Below are 3,107 nucleotides of genomic sequence, written 5' to 3' on the forward strand. Positions count from 1 at the left end.
CGGGGTGGACGGCCTCCCCTGTGGGGGGGCCTTCCTTTGCCCTCCGGGCTCTGTTCGAACCAGCCCGTCCGGGTGGGGGTGTGGGGGGGGGCCGCGGGGGGGCCCCCCCCCGGCGGGCCCCCCCCGGCCGTTTCGTCGTTCGTGTTCGTCGTACGCGTTCGTGGTTCGTGTTCGTCGTTCGTGTTCGTGGTTCGTGTTCGTCGTACGCGTTCGTGGTTCGTGTTCGCCGTACGCGCACGACGTACGCGTACGTGGTTGGTGTTCGTCGTGCGCGTTCGTCGGCGTGCGTGCAGGCGCGTTGGTCCTGCGTGCGGGCGAGCCTGTTTGCATACCTGGTCGCGGTCGGCGTCGGAGCTGTACGCCGCAGGCCGGCTGCTTACGGAGACACGCCGACGGCCGTCGGGGCGCGGGTGCGTGCCGACGGCCGTCTCGTTCGCGTTGCGGATGTGCGCCGTGGTGGGTGGCGGGCGTCAGCCGGCCGGGGTGATGTTGTGATTCACCCGGAACACGTTCTCCGGGTCGTACTTCGCCTTGAGCGTCCGCAGACGCGGATAGTTCGGCCCGTAGGCGTCCGCGACACGCTGCGGACCGTCGTCGCCGAGGTGATTCACGTACACCCCGCCCGTCGTGTACGGCAGGACGCGTTCGTACACGTTCTGCGTCCACTCGATGTTCTGCTGGTCCTCGCTCTCGTCCTCCCACTGACTGAGAACGCTGACGAGATATCCCTCGCGGTGCGGGAACGCCGTGGTCTCCGCCGGAAGCTGGGCCATCACCCCGCCCATCAGGCCGCCGCCGACCAGGGACAGGGGCGAGGGGTTGGTCGCGTAGCCGTCGCCGAGGATCTCGACCGCCTCGGGGTACATGTCGTCCATGTGGAAGGAGCGCGCGTACAGCCGGCGGCCCGCCAACGTGTTGTCGTCCAGCATCTGCTGCACGGCGAGGTAGGGCATCCGGCCGACGTGGTTGAGCAGCGGCTTCTGGCCCACGCCGGCCAGCGGCGCCACCGCCTCCTCCGCCCCGGCCGAGGTGTCGGCGTGCACGTACCCGAGACCGACCGCCGGCTCCCCGTCCACGGTCAGGAACGCGAACGAGGTGGTCAGCGCGTCCGGCGCGGTCTGGTTGAACTCCCCCAGCCTTCTGGCCACGGCAGCGGTCTCGGCGACGGGGAAGGCCAGCAGCCCGGCCAGGCAGTCGCCCTGCGGGTGCAGCTTGTACTCGAACGCGGTGGCCACGCCGAAGTTGCCACCGCCTCCGCGGATCGCCCAGAAGAGGTCGGCGTCGTCCTGCGGGCTGGCCCTGCGCACCTCGCCACTGGCGAGCACGATGTCGGCGGACAGCAGGTTGTCCACGAGCAGTCCCCGGTAGCGGCCCAGCCAGCCGAGACCACCGCCGAGGGTCATGCCGCCGATGCCGATGTACGACTCCTGCGACCCGGTCACCGCCAGTCCGAAGTGCATCGTCTCCGCGTCGAACTCGCCCTGCACCAGGCCCGGCTGAGCCTGCACGGTGCGTCGCTCGGGGTCGACCCTGATCCCCTTGAGCGCGGAGGTGTCGATGACCAGTCCGCCCTCGCAGCTGCCGGTACCGGCGAAGCAGTGGCCGCCGCCGGTCACCGCGAGCAGCAGGTCGTGCTCCTTGGCGAACCGCACCGCGGTGATCACGTCGGCGGCGCCCTTGACCCGTACGATGGCGCCCGGACGGCGTTCGAAGTACGCGTTCCAGATGGCCTTGGCGGCCGGGTACTCCTGGTCCTCCTCGGTGATGACGGGGCCGCGCAGCCGTTCGCGCAGCTCGGTGACGGTGCGCTCCGGCACGCTTGCGCCCTGGGACGTGGTCAACCGCATCGCGTCTCCCGCACGGGTGGGGTGTCTTGGCCTTGCCGGCCATTCAATTCCCGTGCGCGGTCTTCCGGCCGGGAGGGGACAGACCCCCGAAAGATCCCCGCCCGGCCGGTCGTTCCTCCGCGCGCGTCGGCACGCCGACGGCTAGGCTGGGCCGGTTCCTCGTCCTCGGACGCGTCCGACCCGACCACCGGAGCCGCGAGATGCACGTTCGCCGTGTCGTCCCCAACGTCCAGTCACAAGCGCACGAAGAGAGCGCGGAGTTCTACGGCGTCCTGGGCTTCGAGGAGGTCATGAACCACGGTTGGATCATGACACTGGCGTCCGCCGGGAACCCCGCCGTCCAGATCAGCCTGATGACCCACGACGAGACGGCACCGGTCGCGCCGGACATGAGCATCGAGGTCGAGGACGTGGACGCCGCCTACGCCGCCATGAAGGAGCGCGGCGCGGAGATCGTCCACCCGCTCACCGACGAGGAGTGGGGGGTGCGCCGCTTCTTCGCCCGCGACCCCAACGGCCGGGTGATCAACATCTTGAGCCACAACTGACGTCGGGGCAGTCGGGGCCCCCGCTCCGGGGCGATGGCGGTCAGGCCGTGTCGGAGACTTCCCGGGAGTTGTCGGCGTTGTCGGTTGTGCGCGCTGGTCCGTCGGCCGCCGGATGGGGGCGCGTCGGCCGGGCGGCGCCGCTTCGAGCGCCGATGCCGGGGCGCCTGCCGCGCGCGGAGGCCCAGGGTGGGGTGTGGGTGCGCAGGTAGCGGCGAACGCGGGCGCGGGCTCGGGCCAGGGACAGCAGGGCCTCGGCGGCTGCCGGGGTCGGGTCGGTCAGGTCGTCGGTCACAGCCAACTGGACGCCGCCGTGGTACGGCGACGACAAGTTGTAGATGAAGGTGCTCAGCGTCGCGAAGCAGGTGCCGAGGACGACCTCGAGGAGGACGACGCCGGCCGAGACGGTCAGGGTGGTGGCCAGCGTGGGCACGTCCTCCGGAGCCATGATGTTCAGCATGGTCCAGACGATGAGGGTGCTGGCGACCGCGAGCACGCCGAGCCCGGCGAGGAGCAGGAAACTCGTCAGCATCACCGACCAGGGGTTCCCCTTGGATACGCGCATCCGCACCGCCCGCGGGCCGGTCGTGGAGGGCGTGCCGGGCCGTATCGGGCCTCCCTCGTCACCGGGCCCCGGGGGGGGGGGGGGGGGGGGGGGGGGGGGGGGGGGCGGGGCCGGCCCGGGGGCGGGGGGCCGGCACCCGCCCGCCCGGGC

3 protein-coding genes are annotated in these 3,107 nt (G+C 71.6%); 1 reads left to right on the top strand and 2 read right to left on the bottom strand.

The features are described from left to right. Positions 1 to 470 precede the first annotated feature (470 nt). The gene (locus ACGFT2_RS07180; RefSeq protein WP_393274382.1) at positions 471 to 1,847 is read right to left on the bottom strand and encodes an FAD-binding oxidoreductase; all 1,377 of its coding nucleotides are present in this window, start codon (positions 1,845 to 1,847) and stop codon (positions 471 to 473) included. A 200-nt stretch (positions 1,848 to 2,047) separates the two neighbouring features. On the opposite strand from ACGFT2_RS07180, the gene ACGFT2_RS07185 reads away from it, so the two are divergent. Continuing rightward, entirely contained in the window at positions 2,048 to 2,395 is a 348-nt protein-coding gene (locus tag ACGFT2_RS07185; RefSeq protein WP_393274384.1) for a VOC family protein, read from the top strand. Between the two features lie 40 nt (positions 2,396 to 2,435). Here ACGFT2_RS07185 and ACGFT2_RS07190 read toward each other — a convergent pair whose 3' ends face one another. Next, a complete protein-coding gene (locus ACGFT2_RS07190) occupies positions 2,436 to 2,957 on the bottom strand; it encodes a DUF3566 domain-containing protein (RefSeq protein ID WP_393274386.1) in 522 nt (173 codons plus the stop codon). Between the last annotated feature and the right edge of the window lie 150 nt (positions 2,958 to 3,107).

The sequence above is a fragment of the Streptomyces sp. NPDC048514 genome (assembly GCF_043199955.1).
GTDB lineage: Bacteria > Actinomycetota > Actinomycetes > Streptomycetales > Streptomycetaceae > Streptomyces.

What these genes read in the sequence shown, in the direction of transcription:
- ACGFT2_RS07180 (WP_393274382.1), bottom strand. Translation starts at nt 1,847, where the DNA reads ATGCGGTTGACCACGTCCCAGGGCGCAAGCGTGCCGGAGCGCACCGTC.
- ACGFT2_RS07185 (WP_393274384.1), top strand. Translation starts at nt 2,048, where the DNA reads ATGCACGTTCGCCGTGTCGTCCCCAACGTCCAGTCACAAGCGCACGAA.
- ACGFT2_RS07190 (WP_393274386.1), bottom strand. Translation starts at nt 2,957, where the DNA reads ATGCGCGTATCCAAGGGGAACCCCTGGTCGGTGATGCTGACGAGTTTC.